15 protein-coding genes are annotated in these 19269 nt (G+C 59.9%); 4 read left to right on the plus strand and 11 right to left on the minus strand.

Translation table 11 applies throughout. The features are described 5' to 3' along the window. Window positions 1-3 precede the first annotated feature (3 nt). The 5 genes from ACIPY3_RS19330 to ACIPY3_RS19350 are packed head-to-tail and all read right to left on the minus strand — an operon-like array spanning window position 4 to window position 9374. The gene (locus ACIPY3_RS19330; RefSeq protein ID WP_400336654.1) at window positions 4-1560 is read right to left on the minus strand and encodes a hypothetical protein; all 1557 of its coding nucleotides are present in this window, start codon (window positions 1558-1560) and stop codon (window positions 4-6) included. Next, window positions 1557-2657, minus strand: coding sequence for a 3'-5' exonuclease (locus tag ACIPY3_RS19335; RefSeq protein WP_400336655.1), 1101 nt, complete (start codon window positions 2655-2657; stop codon window positions 1557-1559). Before ACIPY3_RS19335 ends, ACIPY3_RS19330 begins: the two co-directional genes overlap by 4 nt. Then, window positions 2654-4528 carry a DrmB family protein gene (gene drmB / locus ACIPY3_RS19340; protein ID WP_400336656.1) on the minus strand — a complete coding sequence of 625 codons (1875 nt, stop codon included), beginning with the start codon at window positions 4526-4528 and terminating at the stop codon, window positions 2654-2656. The genes ACIPY3_RS19335 and drmB overlap by 4 nt, the downstream gene beginning before the upstream one ends. Continuing rightward, on the minus strand, window positions 4528-7758 hold the full coding sequence (locus tag ACIPY3_RS19345; protein ID WP_400336657.1) for a helicase-related protein: 3231 nt from the start codon (window positions 7756-7758) through the stop codon (window positions 4528-4530). Before ACIPY3_RS19345 ends, drmB begins: the two co-directional genes overlap by 1 nt. Continuing rightward, window positions 7755-9374 (minus strand): NERD domain-containing protein, encoded by a 1620-nt coding sequence (locus ACIPY3_RS19350; RefSeq protein WP_400336658.1) that lies wholly within the window; start codon window positions 9372-9374, stop codon window positions 7755-7757. Before ACIPY3_RS19350 ends, ACIPY3_RS19345 begins: the two co-directional genes overlap by 4 nt. A 65-nt stretch (window positions 9375-9439) precedes the next feature. Between ACIPY3_RS19350 and ACIPY3_RS19355 the strand changes: the two genes are divergently transcribed. Further along, window positions 9440-10720 carry an RNA polymerase sigma factor RpoD/SigA gene (locus ACIPY3_RS19355; protein WP_400336659.1) on the plus strand — a complete coding sequence of 427 codons (1281 nt, stop codon included), beginning with the start codon at window positions 9440-9442 and terminating at the stop codon, window positions 10718-10720. Window positions 10721-10868: 148 nt separating this feature from the next. On the opposite strand, the gene ACIPY3_RS19360 is transcribed toward ACIPY3_RS19355, so the two are convergent. Further along, a complete protein-coding gene (locus tag ACIPY3_RS19360) occupies window positions 10869-11954 on the minus strand; it encodes a DNA cytosine methyltransferase (RefSeq protein ID WP_400336660.1) in 1086 nt (361 codons plus the stop codon). A 105-nt stretch (window positions 11955-12059) separates the two neighbouring features. Between ACIPY3_RS19360 and ACIPY3_RS19365 the strand changes: the two genes are divergently transcribed. Then, the gene (locus ACIPY3_RS19365; protein WP_400336661.1) at window positions 12060-13010 is read left to right on the plus strand and encodes an NgoMIV family type II restriction endonuclease; all 951 of its coding nucleotides are present in this window, start codon (window positions 12060-12062) and stop codon (window positions 13008-13010) included. Between the two features lie 160 nt (window positions 13011-13170). Here ACIPY3_RS19365 and ACIPY3_RS19370 read toward each other — a convergent pair whose 3' ends face one another. Both ACIPY3_RS19370 and ACIPY3_RS19375 read right to left on the minus strand, forming a co-directional pair. Further along, a complete protein-coding gene (locus ACIPY3_RS19370; RefSeq protein ID WP_400336662.1) occupies window positions 13171-14049 on the minus strand; it encodes a hypothetical protein in 879 nt (292 codons plus the stop codon). A 278-nt stretch (window positions 14050-14327) separates the two neighbouring features. After that, a complete protein-coding gene (locus ACIPY3_RS19375) occupies window positions 14328-14534 on the minus strand; it encodes an HNH endonuclease (protein ID WP_400336663.1) in 207 nt (68 codons plus the stop codon). 953 nt (window positions 14535-15487) lie between these two features. On the opposite strand from ACIPY3_RS19375, the gene ACIPY3_RS19380 reads away from it, so the two are divergent. Together ACIPY3_RS19380 and ACIPY3_RS19385 are read left to right on the plus strand one after the other, a co-directional pair. After that, on the plus strand, window positions 15488-16066 hold the full coding sequence (locus tag ACIPY3_RS19380; protein WP_400336664.1) for a hypothetical protein: 579 nt from the start codon (window positions 15488-15490) through the stop codon (window positions 16064-16066). A gap of 84 nt (window positions 16067-16150) precedes the next feature. Then, window positions 16151-16963: a hypothetical protein gene (locus ACIPY3_RS19385; RefSeq protein ID WP_400336665.1), complete on the plus strand. Its 813-nt coding sequence runs from the start codon at window positions 16151-16153 to the stop codon at window positions 16961-16963. Between the two features lie 14 nt (window positions 16964-16977). On the opposite strand, the gene ACIPY3_RS19390 is transcribed toward ACIPY3_RS19385, so the two are convergent. From ACIPY3_RS19390 to ACIPY3_RS19400, 3 genes are all read right to left on the minus strand, one after another. Next, a complete protein-coding gene (locus ACIPY3_RS19390; RefSeq protein ID WP_400336666.1) occupies window positions 16978-18225 on the minus strand; it encodes a flavin-containing monooxygenase in 1248 nt (415 codons plus the stop codon). 55 nt (window positions 18226-18280) lie between these two features. Next, complete coding sequence (locus tag ACIPY3_RS19395) at window positions 18281-18436, minus strand: hypothetical protein (RefSeq protein WP_400336667.1); 156 nt, start codon at window positions 18434-18436, stop codon at window positions 18281-18283. Window positions 18437-18562: 126 nt separating this feature from the next. Then, window positions 18563-19267: a YoaK family protein gene (locus ACIPY3_RS19400; protein ID WP_400336668.1), complete on the minus strand. Its 705-nt coding sequence runs from the start codon at window positions 19265-19267 to the stop codon at window positions 18563-18565. Window positions 19268-19269 lie beyond the last annotated feature (2 nt).

Here is a 19269-nt window from a genome sequence, read left to right on the forward strand (position 1 = left end):
AGATCAAGAGGGGATCTGGCCGAGCGGAGGCGCCGTTCGTATTTCTCTGCCGTCGAGCCGAAGCTCGGTACGGGCCACGCTGGCCGCAAACTCTGCTTGACCGAGCGAACCCGTGACGCCGTTTGCCGTTTTCACGGCAAATGCGGCGGTGAGGTCGTCCAAGGCCACGTTGCGGAGCTTAACCGACTCACGGGCCAGACCGCGCAATTGACCAGCCAGGACGGCCGCCCCCGCGCGCGTGGTTGGGTCAGCGCCTGACTCCTGGACTGGCCAATCAAGGAGCTGCCCGAGGTCAGGTCGTAACAAGACCATCAGCAACGACTTCGCGGCAACGTACGGGGTCCCAGGATTGCGAAAAGGCTCAAAATCGCGTTCGACGTTGACAATCTGACCTACATGCTGGAGGTTCCAGTCGACTAGCTTCCGAACTCTCGAGCTGGGTTGCTTCGCTGCGATCTCGCCAGCGACTGCCTCGAGCACTTCGGAGGGTCTCCAGGAGACGGTCCGATCTCGCTGGCCCAGTATTCGGTACGCCCCGTGGAAGATGAGCCGGTCCGCTCGCTCGGCTTCGTTCTCTGTAGCAGGCACACGAACCGGAACGGAACCTGCCATGGCGTCCCAAGTCAGCCAAGGCGGCAGGACTGCTCCTGGAGGGATTAGTTGTGCTCCTAACACACCTGCGGCGACAGCAAGGCCCTCACCGCTGTCTCCGGCCGCTAGAAGGCCGTTCACGGCACCTCGTGCACGGTCGATTCGCAGCCAGTCGATTGACGATCCTCGCGGAGGTATTCCAATCGCAAACCCATCCTCCGAAGCCGCTTCGAATAGCTGCGGGCTGACTCTAAGCAGTTCATCGTGAGGCCTTACATTGCTGTATTCGCGAGCCTGGTGCTCGCGTAGCGACTTCTCCTCGCGGAAGTGGATGGCAACGACATCTAGGAACTTGGCAGCGCGAATGTAGGTCACCGGGCTGCCAAGTTCCCGGCCGTTCAGAACTGACGTGGAAAGTTCTAGGAGCACGGCAGCGCCGGAACCGTGTTCTCGCACGACTCTTTCTATTAATTGAGCGGGCGGTGGAATCGTCAGCAGAGGCACCCAACCAGGAGACAGTTCCAACAGATCGGCGTAGTACTTGTGGAAGGACTCACGTGGGGCCAGGATCCGCGAACTTAGAATTCCGTTGAGATTCATCTGGTTGGTAAGAAGGAACAGCCTCCGGTGCTCGGATATTTGAACGACCTCGGCGCCGACTTCAACCGATGGCCTTAGCGCCTTCTCTGGTAAATCGTCATTTCGAAGCAATGTATTCGTTATTGTCCGCGACTCGTCGCTCGCATCTGTCCAGGTTGCGATCCCATCGGCGGTCGGTCCGCCATAATAGGAGGCTGGCGCGGGAACGGCGTTGGCGCCTGCCATCTTGGCTGCCTCGCCCGTCGACACCGCAAGCGCAGGGGATAGTTTGGCAACCCCAGCTGACTTTTGCCCGAGCGATGAGTTCGCCTTGAGCGCCAGCCGATCGCCCGTGACCTCAAAACTGCTGCGTTGCCCTTCACCAGTCATGGTTGTCGCACCAAGCCTTGTAGATTCGCAACGATGTCTGGCTCCTCGGAGGAACCGCTCCACGATAAATAAAGTTCGTTGCGCGCTCTTGACATCACTACGTAGAACATCATGCGCGTTGCGGCGGACGTTGTATCAACCGTTATCTGCTGTAATTCAGGCACGAACACGGTGTCGAACTCCAACCCCTTCAGCGACTTATAGTGGATCAAGGTGATGGCGGGGGAGTCGAAGTCGAGCACACGGTGCTTTAGGTTGCTCGAAATGTACTGCTGCACCGGGATCGGCAGCCTTCGTTTCGTCAGCTCTCGAAAGAGTCTGTGCTGAGTATTTTGGTTTGGGCAGGCAATGCCGATGCTTAGGTTGGTGCGCGCCTTGACGTAACGAGCGACAAAGTCGATGAACTCGTCGGAGTTGGCGTACCGTCGCAGGCTCGGTTTGTCGCCGTGGCGCTGCGGTGGGTCGGGTACGCCCGTGGGCGAACCTACGTAGTACTTGGCCGCGACGGCGGCGATCTCTGCGGTGTTACGATGGTTGCCCCGCAAGACCAAATGGGCCTGCGCGCCGATGGAAGTCTCGATTTCTCGTAGCGTGGTGTTGTTGTCGAACAACTGCTGGTTCTCGTCAGCAAACACTGTGATGTTCTTGGCCACGAAGCTGGCGATGCGGAAGAAGCCTAATGCCAGATCTTGCCCCTCGTCTACGATGAGGTCAGAAAGGCTGGCAAGATCGGGAGGGTTAGTCATGAACTCCTGTGCGATTTGTGCCCAGTCGTGATGGTAGGAGTTGCCTGCCAACGACGGTGGGCTCGCGCCGTAGTTCTTATGCCAGAATTCCCAGAACCAACCGTGGAAAGTCTTGACATAGCCCGCCACGTCCGCCTCGGTCGCGGCCTGCTCGGTGTACTGCTTGAGGACCCTCGAGTACATGAGGACCGAAGGTTCGCGTTCATCGAAAGTCAACATTTGGGCGCGGTATAGCGCCATCACGGACTTTCCCGTCCCCGGTGGACCGCTGACGAGGTAGTTGCCGTCGAGCTCAAGACTGTAGATGAGATCCTGTTCCTTTGACAGGTCCTCGAACGCGGGAAGCTTCAACCGATTCCCTTGACTGCCTCGCCAGCCGCCATGACGGCGGCGTCGAGTACAGGTTCGAAGTACCCCTGTACTTGGTCGTTGCCGGTGACCATCGCCCGGTCGAGCAGGTAGTTACCACTCTCGCAGCTCGTTTCGGCAACAAGCGTGCACGCGTGGCAGGCAGCAAGGTTCAAACTGTCGAACGTCGAAGCTAAGTTCTCGCTGCACAACGGATCGGACGAGCACCACATGGCGTCTTGTAATGCTTCCAGCATGGTCGTTTGCAACACGGGGGGCTCGCCTTGGCGAACGAGGCCACCTAAGGTGCCTTCGGAATCACCGGCCGCAGTATATATGAGGATGCCCGCCTGCTTGGGCGTTCCGTCCACTTCAGGGCTGCTCCGGGCGTAAATGCGCTCACGCAGGCTGGTGGCGGCGTACCCTGATTCGAACGCTAGGCGGCGAATCAGCAAGTGGGCGAAAGTGTGCAACAGGACATAGCGAGGAGCGAGAACTGGGCCGCTTCGCTCCCGTAGTCGCGGAGCCATGAACGAGGCATCGAGGCGCCGGTCGAGCGCGTCCAGGCGGGCCCGAACGTCGTCCCGCTCTTCCCACACAGAGAGCCTGGTCTCGTCAAGCGATAGGAAAATACCCTCGCCGCGAACGTCGATGGCCGGCAACCAGTTAACGGGGTGTTTCAGGGCTGCCTTGACAAGCACGTCCTTACCGCCAGGCTTCACCCGGTGGAATCCCTCCAGCGCGCGAACCTCGCGCAACCGGTCGGCAAGCACAACCTTATCGATGCGGTCGGTGAGCAACGATGTAGTCTTGTCGGGATCGCCGGTGCCGACGGTCAAACTGACGTGGCGAGTGCGGAAGTGTGGGTCGTCGGAGTTTTCGGTGGGTGTTAGAAATGCCGCCCACTCTTCACCGAGCAGATCGCCAGGCGTCGCTACCACCGCCGTTGCCATGCCAGCCTCGCGTTGCTTCTCGTCTCGTGCTAGTGCCTTCACGAAGCCAGGATCGACTTCGTGCCCGTTGGCCAGCGTCTGCACCATCATGTCGAACATCGGAGCAGCTTCGTTGACGGTCAGGAGAGGGCGGAAGAAATCGTCGGCCTTGATCGCCAACGCCTTCTCGCTGTAGGCGTCCGAGCGGGATGGATTGGGGATCTCTATGGACGAGTGTACGAGTGGGAAGTACACATTGCTGGCACCACGCTGGACAGCAATTGGAATCTCATCGCAATCCACTTTCTCTTCGAAGCGCTGCCACGGCTGTCGACCGCCGCACGTGCTCCCGATGCCCTTGAGCGATCCCTTCGTCGTGATGCCCATTAGGTTTCGGCGGCTCTTGCAACTCCGACAGTGCACTTGGAGCGTATCCAGACCGCCGGCGCCCTTTCCAGGCAGTGTCTCGAAGAATAGGTTGTCCTTTTGGCACTGGCGCGCCTCCAGGCTTGTGCTCTTCGAATGGGCCCAGCGCCGCCAGTCGGCGTCGTCCATGTGACCCTTGGCGCAGATCTGAATCCAACGCATCGGCACGAGCGGCTTCTTACCCGGACAACTCCCGCAGGTCGGGGCTTTGCCCTCCTGCTCCAGTGAGCGGCGCCAACGGGTCATGCGGCGGCATTTCTGACAGAACAGCCAGGTTGGGAACCGCGCGTATGGCACGCCGGCGGCAGAGGGTGCTGAGGCGTTGCTGGCCACCGCCGGGGCCGCGCGGAACTGGGCGACGCCGAGCGCGGCTGCGAGCCGCTCGCTCCGGATGGACTCGCCGCGCGATCCCCAGCGAAAGGTATCGCACCCGACCAGTGACTCGCCTTTAAAGTCGAAGATTGCGCCGACACCGAACGGGACAATTGTCTGAGACTGTCGAATCTTACGCTGCATTAGTTACTCCTACCTCCCGAAGCACCGTGGGCGACCTCGATCAACGACTCCATGTCCACATTGCGCATAGAGCCGAGGGTTGGCCACGCGTCACCCCTGGCGTTGAACAGCCTAAGCAGGTTGACATGTCCCTTGCCGTTGGACCGATAGTACAGGGGCTTGCCAGCATCGTTGGCACGTTTGGCGCGGTCGAGCCAGTCGTCAATGAATCGGTCGAGGTAGTTTTGTGCGCCGACGCGTTCCCGGGGCTCTACTCGCTCCACGACTTCGACCAGGGCAGCCGCCAGGTCGCGCACCTCTGCGGCGCGGTTTCTGACTTCGCCTGCATGTCCGTCCGCTGTCAAGCCGAGTCGGTGGCGGACCAGGATCACGAGTGCGGCGTGCAGAGCACGGTCGCGGGACGGGGGCGAGTAAGGCGTCACGCTGGTCGGCTCGACGTTTCGGTACAGGGCCGAGTGGTATGTACGGAAGTTCTCGTAGTGTGATCGGTCTCGTGGCTTGGTCGACCGGAATAGTCCGAAAACCAGTCCCGGTGCCGAAGAGCGGCCAACGCGACTGGTGGCCTGAATGTACTCGGCGGTTGCTTTGGGCTGTCCGTTTACGAGCATCAAGCCCAGGCGGGGAACGTCGACGCCGACCGACAGCATGTTGGTCGTGGCCAGAAAGTCCACCGAGTATTCATCGGAGCACTCCAGGTTCAATCGCTCAAGAAGACGCGGCTGCTGGGCCCGCGGCACTGACGAAGACAGTTCATCGACCTCGTAGTCCCGCTTCGGTCGCCCGACCATCAGACCGTCTATTCGGGAGGGAATGTCATCACGAGCGATGGTGACGGTTCGGCCAAGCTCGCGTAACGAGCTGTGATACGCCACGACTGTCCAGTATGCGTCTCGCTCATCGCCGGTCAGGCCCAGGTCAACCGGCGCCTGCAGCAGGGCAGCACCGGTGTGCACCACTGCGGTGTCTGACGTGTGGCCTTGAGCCATCATGCCGACGTAGAGTCGGCCAGGCGCGTCCTTGTCCACGCTGGCGAAGTATGAGTTGTCGGCGTCGATGCCTGATGGCGGGAAGAGGTCAACAGATCGTCCGAACAAGCCGCTGATTTGGGCGGTGGCACGTCGGATCGTTGCCGTTGATGCGATAACTTTCGGCGAGCGTCCGTTTGACTCACAGAGCAGATTTATCGCCGATTCGTACAAGCCGACCGTTGTGCCGAGTGGACCCGTCAGCAGATGCAGCTCGTCCTGGATGATGAGCGACGGTGGCAGCTTCCCGGCGAAGCCAAACAGCCTCCCCGACTCCGGCACCCAGGCGAGCTGAGCGAACTTGTCCACAGTCCCAAGCAAGAACGTCGGGGGATTCTCGTAGAGCGCGTCATCAACCACCAGTACTGGCAGCACATCGTTGAACTCGCACTTGCTTGAGGTGCAGTGGAACCTGAATGAGCGATCCGTCGAGATGATGCCGTAGTCTGCGTCCTCGTCGCTATGCTCGCGCGGTACGATCTCGGTCCCACACCATGGGCATCGCTCGAGGAGAAAGCGATCGTCGGTTTCCCCCGCGTCGCGCAGCTCGTCGAAGAGTTCTCGTGCTTGCAGGTAGTGGTTCGGCGTCGTGGCGTCACCAACCCACAGGCCGACCGAGATCGGCTCGTCACCCAGCTTCGCCTCGTCTTTGCGCCGTAGGTGCTCGCAGGCGACGATGGTCGAAGCCGTACGCTGGAACTGTTGGGCGGTGAGCAGCGAGAGCGTGTACCGGCTAAGGACAGCCGTGCCTGCCCCCTTCGTACCGTCTAGAAGCCGTCTGCGGAAGATCTCGAAGGCGGCGACAAGCAAGTAAGCCTCGGTCTTACCACCACCAGTGGGGAACCAGATGAGGTCCACGACGTCGCGGTCCTCATGCTCGGGTTCAACTAAGCCGTGAAGGGTCGTTAGAAAGAAGCCCAACTGGAACGGACGCCACTCGGCGCCGCCCGCGTAACTGGTCGGCAGATCCGGAGAAGCGCTGCGTGGATGCCGCGTTCCGGCAAGGTCCTTCTGGCTGTGCCTCATCTGAATCAGCATCGCGCGGTTGGCCAGCCGAAAGGCTTCGAGGAGCTTGTCACGTTCAGGATGACTGACAAAAACTTGCACTCCACTGCGCATCCGATCGCGGGCACGCTCCAGCCGTTTCAATACTGGTTTAGCGGCTGCCACATATTTATTTTCAAGTGTCTCTGCCTCGGCGGCCATTTGCTCAATCCAGTCCGCATAGGGTTCGATGAAGGTGTCAAGCTCCCGGACCAGCTCGTCAGCTGGCACTGACTCGTCAGCAAGCCAAGCGATATCGAGAACCTGTGCTGCATTGCCCTCGGGGCTGACGCGCGGTACGACGTAAGATGGCATAACCTCGGATCGAACCCCATGGACCATCCCATTCGATTCATTCCACTCGGGTGAGCAGCCATGCCCAATGGCGAAAACACGGGCCCGACGGTAGAGAAGACGAAGTTCCTGCTCCTCTGGATCGTGCGAGGCCAGTGCCACCGACGGGTACTCAAGCACCTCGGCGTTGTCGACGGTTACGTCAAACTCGACTTGGAGAAGCATGTCATCCCAAGCTTGTTCGGGATGCTCGGTGTCGGTCGTGCGTGCGTTGACCAATGTCACCGTCACCAGGTTGCCATGGGGGTACTTGCGCCATCGGGCATGCACCTCGGCGCTGCCGCCCCAGATAGTCTTGGGAGCGTCGTCCTGTGCCGTGAGCGTGAGGGTCGCTTCTTCCAGCTGATTTCGCCGCCAGATGCGCGTGGAGCCGTGTTTCTTCTGACGAGGGTCCTCGTCCTGCTCTTCGGTGGGACCGCCGTCCTGAAGCTCCTCGGCGGAGAGTGCTTGCATAGCGGTCTCGCCGCTCAAGGTTTCGTATTCAGCCGCCCGTGCCCGGACTGTCAACGATGTAGCAGCGGTGAAGAAGGAGAGCCCTTGGGAGGCAGGAAGAAAGTCGTTGGCTGCCGATACGGGGTCGTCACTGAACTGGTTCTCGTCGCCTCCACCAGTCGCGGCCGACTCGTCTTGCTCCTCACCCTCCTGCTCAACGTCGGCGAAAGACGCCTTGCGCGGGAACAGGATGCCCATGAGGTACCGACGACTTGGCGGATCGAAGATGAGCTCATTCGGGCCAGAGAAGGGACCGACGAGCTGGCGTCGTACGTACGTCACGAAGTCCGCGCGCGCTTGGTCAAGCGCCATCATGCACCGGCTTTGTTCAGGGCGCCGAGGGCCGTGGCTGCGTGAGTTTGATATAGCTCCGCCAACCGTGAGGCGATAGCCGGATTGATTGCCAGCCAGAGTCCAGCTCGTGGACGGCTGAGTGCGACGTACAAAAGGTCGATGTCAGTCTCTGAATCTAAGGAGTCAATGTCGATGACACACACGAATCTGTTCTCCAAACCCTTGATGTTAATGGCAGATGCCCAGGTAAGGTCTTCACCCGGCCAACCGGATGCTGTGTCCCGGTCGAGAAGCCGCAGCCTGCCCTTACGCGCCTGGCGTAAGTTCCGGGCAGCACTTGTCTCCCAGTCACCCCGTAAGGACACGATTGTGACATGCCCCACCGAAACTTCTTGCTCGCGTAGGGACCGCAAGTAGGCCTCCAATGCCGCGGTTTCAGATTCGCGGTCGGTGACGTGCGCGAACTTGACTTCTGGCCCCGCGCCGGCAGCGGCGACTCCAGTGTCAGCTCCGGTCAAGGCTCGCGTCTGGAAGGCGATTTCACGGGTGTTGCGGCAATTGATTCGCAGCGTTGCAGGCACGGGATGGAATGACAGCACGAACTGCAAAGCGTCGAGATCGTAGTCGCCGTATAGGTGGGCTTGGCGGTTCTGGTCCATGAACATCACCCACTGGCCGTTGTTCCAACCGCCCGCAATTACTTCCTCGAGCCGGTCAAGGCTGGCGTAATTCATGAGATCCTGGGCCTCATCAATGACGACCACGTCGAACTCTTTGTGGACGGGAAGCTCCGATGTTGCATGGACAGCGACACTAGTTCCAGCCAATAGATCGCGAACGAACCCGGCCAGCACTTCGCTACGGCAGGTGAACAACACGGACTGCCCGGTGAGCGCCTTTCGGCGGGCTACTTCGGCGGCAAGAAAGGTTTTACCAGTGCCAGCCCCGCCATTGCAGATGACCCGTGGTGCCTCGCTGATGAGATCGAGACGCGAGAACTGCTCGTCGGTCAGTCGTACAAGCGCGGCATCGAGGGCGCTGGCCCGGGCGTCGAGCAGAGGCGAGCGGTCGAAGCTTGGGCGTAGCTCTTGGACCAGCTGGACGTGGATGCTCTTGTCGATGGGATGCTTGTCGGCCTGGCGTCCCCGCCAGTAGGTGGCCGCTCGGTTTACCGCCGTTGTGAAGTCGCGGTTGAACTGGCCGCGCCCGCAATATGTCTCGGCGTCCCACTCAAAACTGCTTAGCGCCAGATCGATATCTGGGGTGACTACCAGGAAGCCGAAGGCGATGTCATCGACCAATACACCTAAGCGTTCTCGCAGCCGATTGCGAAGGGCATACATTCCGCTTGTGACCTGCTTGAATGGTCCCTCCCTGTCCTGCCGGAAGTGTCCGCTACGATCGCTGTACGTCCACAAACCGTTGTTACAGGAGACTTGAGCCCCCTTGACCTCGACAACTAGCACGAGCTCCTCGAGCAGAAGCACAAAATCAAGCTCCGAGGTGAGCTTGTATCCGTGCGTCGGCAGGTTAAGAGAGTGCAGGGCTGTTCCCCGGCTGTCGCTGAGCGCCAACGCATCGAATACACGTCGCTCCGACGACGTGGTCAGGTCGGCGCCCAGCTCGGCAGGAATCATTTTCAAGGTTGCCCCCCAACGGGTGTCTTTGGGATGTGATCCTACCTGCAGATACATTCATCCGCGTGGATGTGAAAGCACGTTGCGGGGGCCCCGAGTTGAACATTGAGTACCTCGGCCGCATACTCGCTCGACTTCAGCCTTTCGTTCACGAACGAGTCATTCGCCGCACCCGAGTCGAACGAGTGCTGGGCACCCTGCAGTCTCCTTCGGAAGGACTTCACAGCGAGATAGAACGGCTGCTCGCCAAGGCGGGCATCGTGATCGAGGAAGACGTCGCGCGCGTTGTCGATGAGCCTGTACTGGTCGTGGAACCGCGAGGTGCGGTGGTCGAGAAACCTCAGGTCTCGGTGGACTCGCCAACAACCCATCCCCTGCTAACCCCTGATCCTGTAGCTTCCGCTCGTCGACGAATAGACCGCGATCGTCACATCGCTAACCTCGCCAGAATTCTGCTCAAGCCCGAAGAGGAGGTTGGATTGGCCATCCTGGTCCGTGGGGCTAGCGGCGAGCCGCTAGCCCAGGGAGACTTCGCTCGATTGGCCGGCGAACCACGGGCAGCGGCGGAGTGCCTGCTGCTGCACAACCAGGGACTTGTGCACTCGGTGGCGCAGCACTACGCTCCGCCCGGCATGACTTACGAAGATCTCTTTCAACACGGCGTAATCGGCTTGATCCGTGCCGTAGAGCTATTCGATCCATCGATGGGCAATAAGTTCTCGACCTACGCAATGAATTGGGTGCGCCAAGCGGTTACCCGGGCCATCGCTAACGAGGCACGTATGATTCGATTGCCCGTTCACATGTATGAGCGCGTGCAGAGGGTCTGGCATACCCGGACCCGTCTGACAGTGGATGGCGTGGAACCATCGGTTCACCAATTGGCCCTGGCCTGTGACCTAATCGATTCGCAGGTGGCAGAATGCCTCTTGCTCGGCCCACAGGACATCCTCTCACTGGACACCCCGGTTGGTCCTGAGGGAGAAACCACGTTGGGCGACCTCTGCGACGGAGCGGATCCCAATGCTGACCTGGAACGCGAAGTCGAAACCGTCCTCCTGCGAGAACAAATTCACGCCCTACTCGATAGTCTGAGTGAACGCGAAGCTGATGTGGTGGCTATGCGCTTCGGACTCTCAGACGGAGAGCCCAAGACACTGGACGAGATCGGTAAGGTCTACGGTGTAACGCGTGAGCGAATTCGCCAGATTGAGAAAAAAGCGATGGACTGGCTCCGGCATCCATCCCAAAGTGCGGTGCTCCGACCGTATTTGTTTGGCACCGACGACTCACCGAGGCGACATTTGGAGCCTGATAACGAGGAGATCACCCCAGTTTCAGAGTGAGCGCGGCCCAGGTGGCGGCTCGCAGGAACGCAGCCGCTGGACGGTGTCCTGTTGCGTTGAGTCAGGGCTCCTGCCAGAGACCCAAGTCCTTACTGGACCTTTGGAGGCGGATGAGCCGCTCTGGGCGTTCAGAGCGGCTCATCCGTTGCTATGCGACGCCTGCCACGCGCTGCGCCACAAGCGCGTGATGCAGGTGTCGAGCTATGGCCTGCGCTAGTGCTGTCGGTACGGCGTTGCCGATTTGGCGGGCTATCTCAATCTTGGAGCCTTCAAAAATGAAGCTATCAGGGAAGCCCTGAAGACGGGCCGCTTCTCGATGGGTGATGGGGCGATGAGCCTCCGGATGGAGATACCGGCCCTTCTCTGGTTTGAAGAACTCCGTGCGAATAGTTGGCGAGGGACGTTCCCACCAAAGTCGCCCCATCACATCGGTCGTTCCCGTTGGCTTCTCGGCCCAGCATCTGGGGAGGAGATCCGGTCGGTTGCGGGCGAGGTCGAACCGGTTTCCCCCCTCGGGAATGGCCTTGTATCGCTCCAGGCTCGTCGGGCGTGGATTACGTTTTAGATGAAGCTCCTGATGATCGCCATAAAGACCTGCAACAACCTCGGGCTCTGTCGCCGTTGGGTACTCCGGTAGATCGCCGATTGCATCCCGAACGGTCACGTAAGGAGTACCGTCGACAGAGTTGGGTCCGTGAGATGCGGGTGGAGGCCATTCGACTTCTTTGGCGTTGCGAACGGCCATGAAGATGCCGCGGATTCGTCGCTGCGGCGCGCCGTAGTCTGCAGCGTTGAGCGGTCCATACGCGAATGCGTATTCCTTCAGCACCGGATCTGATTCCATTGCTTCTAGAAGCGCCATGAACTGAGCCGATTTTTGAAATTCGGGCACGTTTTCTATGACGAACGCCGCGGGTTGAACCTGGCGAACGGCGCGCAGATACTGCTGCCACAGCTCGTTGAGTTCGGCACGTGAAGCATCGTCACGGTCCCGCCCCAGCGGCGAGAATCCCTGGCATGGTGGCCCGCCGATAATGACGTCAGCTTCAGGGAAAGACTCGATGTCCGTCACCGAGCCGGTCTCTACATGACCACCGAAGTGCCGTTCGTAGGTCCGTGCTGCAGCTGGGTCTATCTCGACGGCAAAGACTGGTTGGTAGCCTAACTCCGCCTGTTCAAAGCCGAGAGACAGTCCTCCGGCGCCTGCAAATAGGTCAATTGTTCGTGTGTCCATGATGCCTTCCCGGTAGTCATCCTATCGTTCCAGGAGGGTCCGACTTTATTGTGGCCTGGTGTGTCACATCGCACTCTTCATCGGGTTAATGAAAGAGTCGGCACTATGCCTGCACCCTTCGCTGCCTCGCTATGTGGTTTCAGACCCAAGAACGGGAACCCGAACACCTCCGATAACAACGACAAGGGTTCGATTGAACTTGGTCTGGCGCTCTTCGAGGAGATGGGAGTTCCAGAAGGGCAGGTCGTAGGGGACGATCCTGGCGCCAACATGGAAATTGCCATAGTCAATGACCTTCAGCCCCACCGGAGCGACCTGCTTATACGACGCGGCCCGTCAGCATTAGCATTCGAGCAATACGCACATTTACGGGTATTTCCGGAATTTCGGCGTGGCCATCAAGATGTAATGCCGCACGTGGAGCATCTGATGCGGCTGGCGTCTGCGCTGCCTTCGTCTGGGCCGGTGGACCAGTTGCGGACTGCGATAGCGGACGCGGAGGAGGTATTCCGTGGGCAAGACCGTATGAGTGAGCGGCTGAAGCTCTACATGCCGGAGGAGTCCCTGCTGAATCTGGACATAACATGCGCTTCCGAGCAGGAGGCGATGGAACCGATTCTCCATCTCGGGCTATCGTCGAAGTGGTCACTTAGGACGGACCGGGCGCAAGACTGTGTCTCGCAGGGCTCAAAGCTGGCTTCTCAACGCCGGGGGCCGATGCCCCATTACGCCGTCATCACGATGGAGCCTCGCCCGGCGATGCTGAAGATTCTTGCTGATGGCTCGGGCTCGGTTGACTATGTGTACCACCTCGACCTGCCCGCTCTTAAGAGAGCTATGAAAAAGGTCCGGGCGCAACGGCGTTCAAACAAATGGAGCCCTGGTGATACTTTCGATCGACTGCTAAACCAGGGCCGGATAAGGGACTATGACCAACTAGTAGACGCTGTGAAGAACATCCCCAAGGGTCTACGCCCCTCCGTGCCAGAGCACGCCGCTGAGCAAGTGCCCCCGCCGCACGATTCGGGGTCCGTCGGGCTTACCGCTCTGTCGTAGCTCTTTAGGTTACTCCGTCGCGTCCAGAGACATCGGTGCTCGGCTTTCGGAGAGGCTCTTTGGCGAATTGGGTTCATTTTCGGTGCCTCCCGGCAGCCCGACAGTCGGCACGCACAACGGTTGCAGGCCCTAAACTATCGACAAATACGTATTGCGACCGCTAATTAGAGTTGCGGCGCGCAACCGCTCCTGATGCGAACCACTGAACCAGCGTTGCTGCCGTAGTGACGGCTACCTCCGCTGCCTCCTGCGTAATTACGAGGTCGGGGTCGTGATTTCCACCGTGGCGGTCCGCCTGACCTGCCCAAAGCATCTTCATCATCCCCACGAGCGTGAAGCTCGTAGTGGCGTAAGCGTCTTCGCGTGCCAAGGGTAATGACCAATCTCCGGCATGACGGAGTTGTGCATTTATTTTTCCCAACGTGGCATTGAAATCATTCGGGCAAACGACTGGTACAGCGGCATCTTCGACAGCCTTCACCGCAAGCGAATAGGCAAGTGACGGGTTCGGGGAGACCCCGTAGGCAGCTTCCCAAGCCTCGGCAAGTCGGTTTCCCGCATGACCCGACGACTCCATGGTCCGGTCGAACGTGTCTTGGACCCCCCTAGTGACGCGCTGAACCAAGCCGAGCCGTCCATGACGGTCGCCTACACGCCATTTTGAACCCGATTCCTCAAGGATCAACTCGAGGTCTGTGGCAGCGCTTTCGGAAGCATGGTCTGCCAGCAAGTAATCTGCAACGACCAATTCTGCGTTCATTTGTTTAGTTCGGTTTCGAATAAAAGCCATTCCCTCGGTGACGTTTGAGGAGTTCGTATACTCAACCTTGATCCTGCAGATACGCTCCACCTGACGGAGTAGGCTCAGATTCATGGATCGAAGCGTTGAGTTGTAGCTTCCCTTGCGGGTGATGGTCAGACGTAGCCGCATCCAACTCCAGAAAGATTCCTCCATCCACGCAGGTATGCCGTCATGGAGTGCATCGTATCTCGGGACGTTGTTTTCGAAGCCGAGCGGGCGCCATAGTTCAGTAGTCACCAATTAATCTTCTCAGAAGGCGGTGACAATATAGGAGCCAAGTCCGGGCACCTCATAGTTCGTTGCGCTGCGACGTCGGGCTGCGCCCGCTTCGGGACTCTCAAGGGTATTGGCGCCCCCATGCAACGAGTCGGCCTGAGCGTCGAGCATTTGCTGCTAAGGGTAAGAACGTCAAGGGGCCATTCTTTTGTCTGGTGGCACGTCGCCCGTCGGCAGAACGGTGCGTGATCCAGCAGGGGGCGCGCCGACGCAGCCTGGCCAAATGGCCTCATGCGCTTCTACGCTCGCCCACTGAGACGGCGTCGACGTGTGACACGTATTGCATACGGCGGCGCTCCAGCCGAGTCAGTTGTCCGGGGCTTGGGGTGCGGGCGCCCTTTTGATCGGTTGCAATGACCGCACGCTGCAACGAAGTTTCTCAAAGACGTTGAACCCCCTTTGGACCAGGGATAGAAGTGGTCGCCGTATCGGCAGACTTGGAGCACCTTCGGCCACGATTCGCCTCAAGCTCGCATTGCCCAATGGCCCGCTTCATTCCCTCGCGTCTCTGGTGCGTGCTGAACCGACGTTGCGGGTCTCGACGACGAATGTCCGACGCGCGGATGGCAGCTGCGGTCAGGACCAACACAGTGATGAGTCCAGCGGCGGGGGCGACGACGGGCAGCAGCCTACCGAACACGCTTCCGAGAACGTCGCCGACCGACGTTCCTCTTATCCCGGATAAACTCTCCCGAGACTGAAGCGACAAGGCAACGGAGCTAAAGAGCCACACCGCGGCTAGGACGACGAGCCAGCGCAGTGCCTGGCGTGTCGAGCAAATACGTCGCAAAGCTGACTCAAACAGGGAATGATCTGTCATGAGGTGACGCTAGCAGCAGCCGGCTTCTCGTGGGAGAACTGCCAGAAATTGACTGCTGGCAGTTGCAAACAAAATGCAAATCATCGAGGCATTTAAACGGGCTGTTCAGTAATATCTCAAGATTGGATCAAGGTTTCTCCCGCACTTCTTCAGTTGAAAGAGAGGGATGCATCTTCCGGATGCTGCATGCCTAGGGGTTGCATTGGGTCGGGTGCTTTAGGACCAGCCTATTGGGCTGCATGTGCAAGGTATCGGGCCCTGGCGGATTCTCCTTGAGAAACCGCCTTTCCAAGCGGAATCCGTTGTGGACAGCAATAGCCGCTTATCCGCGCAGAGCCAGTCAAAAGCTAGTTGTACACCGGTGTAAGTCGGATAAAACTATCAAGTCGCTCGGGCGTAGCACCTGGGTTCCGTCAGATCGTAAAACTCGCATCTGGCTTGCGTACATATACACTCATCTCCGTCCGCGTAGCTCATTCCCCGTTGGTCATATCCAGCGAGCTATCGAATCTCTGTTACTCACAAATGGGCGCCGCAGGAACCCGCGTCCCAACTCTGAACTCGCACCCCAGGAGAAGAATGAACATCCCCGAAGTACCCCAACATCAGCCTGGTGATTTTCCGCCTGCCGGTGAGGGAATCCACCAGCCATCGCACTTGAGGCAGCACGGCCCTTTTGGTACTCCGAGCGTGGCGGTGCCACAGCGGCCGAGCAATTTCAAGCCATTCCTCTTCGGGGCGGTCGGACTGCTGGTTGGGCTCCTTCTGGGAATCCTTGGAACTGTAGCAGTCACCGGACTCGCGCAGGCCGCTGAGGCAGCGGCGGCAGCAGATGCGGAAGCCAAGAAGCCCCGACCTCTTCCAGCAGCAGTTAACACCTGCAAACTTTCGGGGAAATCCACCTACGCCAAGCTTGGCGACGAAGGACGCACGCTGTCGCTCGACGGAGAGGGCGAGGAGGACGTTGATGGTCTGGCATGGACGGACATTCAATGTGTCTTGAAGGCGGTCAACGTCCCTGACTATGTTCGGGACCAGATGGGATCTACTCGCGCTTTGGACGGGACCCAGCGTGAATCCTGGGATAACTTCGCTGTTTCATGGAGTTACCACCCCAATACCGGCGCGAGCGTGGTTCTTCGCGTGACGGGTGAGTAGGGACACCAGACAATCGGCAGCTCCACAGCCCACGACTCCGCCACTGAGCGACCTCACTAACGCGATAAGAAGAACAGGTTCCCCATGTCCCACAACGAAGACGTGCGTAACACGTCGGCTCTCCCGTCCCAGCCTCCGGCTGACCACCACAACGCAACTGCACAGGATGCGGAAGACGGTGGGCCAACGCAGCAGGACGTGTCGTCAAAGTCTCGATCAAGATTCAAGAAGCTGTTCAAAAGGTCGACAGCAGTTCAGGATGATGGAAAAACTCTCCTGGAAGATGGCACAATCACAGACGGTGGAGTCGCCCACTCGGGCGACATTGAAGCGACCCCCAAGTCCCCGCGTAGGCGGCGGTGGATCTGGGTTGCGGCCGCGATGGTTGTTCTCTTGGGCGGGGCTGTCTTCTTGGGTTCGCGACTTCCTGACCCCAAGGCGAGCGATGAGTACCAGAGCCTGTATGCGGACAACGCACGCGTAAACGGCGATTTGAACAAGGTCAAGACCGACCTGAAAACCCTTGAAGACGGAATGAAAGCGCGCGAGGTCAGGGTGGCTTCTTACGGCCAAGAACTCCAAAAGCGAGAAGAAGCGGTCAAGTCTGCCGAGGCTGCTGTGAAGAAGCGCGAAGATGCGGTAACTGTGGCTGAAAGGCAGAAGGCTGCAAACACAGTACGAGAGGGCACATGGACGGTGGGAGTCGACATCGAGCCCGGCACATACCGAACCGACGCCGAAGTTTCCTCTAGCTGCTATTGGGGCATCTACCGGACCGGCTCTAACGGATCGGACATTATCGACAACGACATAGTTAGCGGTGGACGTCCTACGGTTACGTTGTCCGCGGGGCAGGACTTCAAGACGACGCGCTGCGGAGCCTGGACGAAGCAATAGCCTCCGAGGGCGGCTTATGCGTGGCGAGACAGTTGACTGGCGACCAACTTCGCGTCCAGACCCACCCCGCCCAGGATCGATGAGTAGTGCCGTGTCAGCCAAGGAAGTCCCACGGCGTACAACCCGGCCTGCTCGGTGACGCCGCCGGTATGCCGCGGATACCCGCACTCGTCGAGCACCGGGATGTCGATGAACGACAGGTCCAGCCCGTACCCGGTCGCCCACAGCACGGATGTGATGCCAGCGTCAGCCAAGTTCAAAGTAGCAGGCTCGGAAGGTAGCCAGCCGTCGTCGGGCGCCGGTGCCTGTGAAGGCACATCCAGCCCAGCCGCTGCGATGTACGCGTCGATCGCTTTGCGCATGCGTTGGTTGAAGCCTTGCTCGACTGTTGTGAGGCGTTCGGGGAGGTCGTCGCTGAAGGTGATGTCGCCGTCGTCGATTGTTTCCAGGCGGCCGTGCAGGTGCATGCCGCGGCGGCCGAGTTCGCGGAGGTGGATGTCGTGGCCGCCGTCGGTGCCGGAGAGCAGCGGGTTGCACGCCATGCGGGCGGCGGGGGACGGGAGCGCCTCGCGGGTGAGGGCGTTGACGCCGAAGTCGGGGCCATGTTTGCCGGTTTCGAGGAGCCAGTAGAGGATGTCCTGGCCGCGGTATCGGCGGGGCGCCTCGGGGCAGGTGGAGACGGCCAGGTGGACTTCGCGACCGGCGTCGTGCAGTTCCTCGGCGATCTGCCCGCCCGACTGCCCCGTCCCAACGATCAGCACAGCACCATCGGGCAGTTGCTGCGGATTGCGGTAGTCGTGCGTGTGGAGCTGAGTGACTTCCTTGGGAAGCTTGCCGGCCGCGGCTGGCACCTTGGGAACCTGGTAGGCGCCGGTCGCGAGCACCACCTTCTTGGCTCCCAGCCTGCCCTGCGAGGTTTCGAGGCTGAAAGTGCCGTCCGTTCCGGCCGACAGCTTGGTGACGTCGACGCCGCTATGGATCGGAGCGCTGATCTTTTCGGCGTATCGCCTGAGCAGATTTACGATGGCGGTTCGGGGCAGGAAGCCTTCGGGGTCATCGCCGGTGTAGGGCATCCCAGGGAGGTCGAGCGTGTAGTTGGGGGTGTTCATGTAGAACCCGTCCCAGCGGTCCTGGAACGCGCCGCCGAGGGAGTCGCGTCGCTCGAGAAGCTGATGCTCGACGCCAGCCTGCGTGAGCCAGTAACTGGTGGCGAGACCGGCTTGGCCGGCGCCGATGATCACGGTATCTGGGGCAGATCCCATGGCGTGGATTGTACGCTTGGGGCTCCTGTTTGGGGATGGGTTTTGGCGGGGCCGTTCAGCTGTTTTGGGCCTCGAAGAATGCTGCGATCTCCGCGTCCGTCGGCTCCCTGAGTTCTACAGGGGTGGTGGCCGGCGTTGGGGCGATGTAGTCGTGGATGGAGGTCTGGCCTTCGAGTTCCGGGGCGGGCTCGGACGTAGCGTCGTCGGTCATTCACGGCTCCTGGGGTCAAGTGTTAGACCACCATATTCGGCAGGCCGCCTGATCCTTCGGAAGACATGCAGGGACGCCCGGTGGGTTGGAGGATCACTGATCCTCCAACCCACCCCTAAGCGAAGCTTATGCAGAGACGAGCGCTTTGGCGGGGGAGTCTTTGACGCCTACAGGCCTGAGCAGCGTGAGTGTGAGGGCAACACCGGTCAGGATGATCGCCGGGACGGCCATAGCCCACCAGAGGGCATGATGTTCGAGGAGAGCTCCGGCAATTGCACCCAAGAACATCGATATGACGGCCGCGAGCCGGCGAAGGGTCGCTGCCGTCTTAGCGCCACCCCAAAAACGTCCTGCTTCGCTGAAGAGCAGGGACAACGTAGAGGTGATGACTACCGTGGAAACGTCCGGTACCCCCACCCGGCGCGCTGCGATTGCCTGAAAGCCCATGAAGATGCCGATGGCCACCGTGGCGGCATGCATCAGGGATTCACTGAGGGGCAGCAGGGACATGAGGACTGTGACGGCAACCATGCCGACAGCGATGAACCAGAACACGGGGATGACGGCCGTATCCTTAGCGTTCTTGGGAGGAAACCTTCGCAGGATCAGCCCGAGGATCCACGAACCGAAGGCGAAGCCACCGAGCGCGGTGAGGGGTCCCCAGAGCGTTATGTGTTCTGATCCAGCGAGGGCCAGGCCTACCAGGATGACATTGCCGGTCATGTTCGCGCCGAAAATATGCTCCATGCCCAGATAAGTGGCAGCATCCAGCGCTCCGGTACCGAAACTCACGGCGATCATCAACCAGAACGTGATTCGTTGTGACGCCACCC

Origin of the sequence: Paenarthrobacter sp. NPDC089714, assembly GCF_044748905.1 — a bacterium.
Lineage (GTDB): Bacteria > Actinomycetota > Actinomycetes > Actinomycetales > Micrococcaceae > Arthrobacter.